The sequence below is a fragment of the Pseudoalteromonas sp. SANK 73390 genome, assembly GCF_054966645.1.
On sequence record NZ_ARPN01000172.1, the window covers coordinates 1 to 339 of the forward strand.

Sequence of the window (339 nt, forward strand, 5' to 3'; positions counted from 1 at the left end):
AGCAGCACTTGTTAGGGTGTGTGGTGAGTAAAGGACAGATTGAAGAGCAACAGCGCACGGCGCACTATCAAGAGAGTCTCAAGGCTATATTACCAGAGTATATGGTACCGAGTTTTTTCCGCTGGATGCACGAATTGCCACTCACTCCAAATGGTAAAGTTGATAGAAAACAATTGCCTAGTAACGTACAAATCGCCGATGAGATTTGCTATATGCAACCTAACACGGAGGTTGAGCTCAGATTATGTAAAATTTGGGAGGATCTGCTAGGTATTGATCGCGTAGGTATTCATGACAATTTCTTTGCCTTAGGTGGACATTCACTATTGGCAAGCAGGT

1 protein-coding gene is annotated in these 339 nt (G+C 43.7%); it reads left to right on the top strand.

Annotation, left to right across the window (positions count from 1 at the left end; translation table 11 throughout):
* Positions 1 to 23: 23 nt before the first annotated feature.
* Positions 24 to 339, top strand: a 316-nt coding sequence (locus SANK73390_RS19400; protein WP_462767997.1) for a phosphopantetheine-binding protein, incomplete at its 3' end; no start/stop codon positions are given.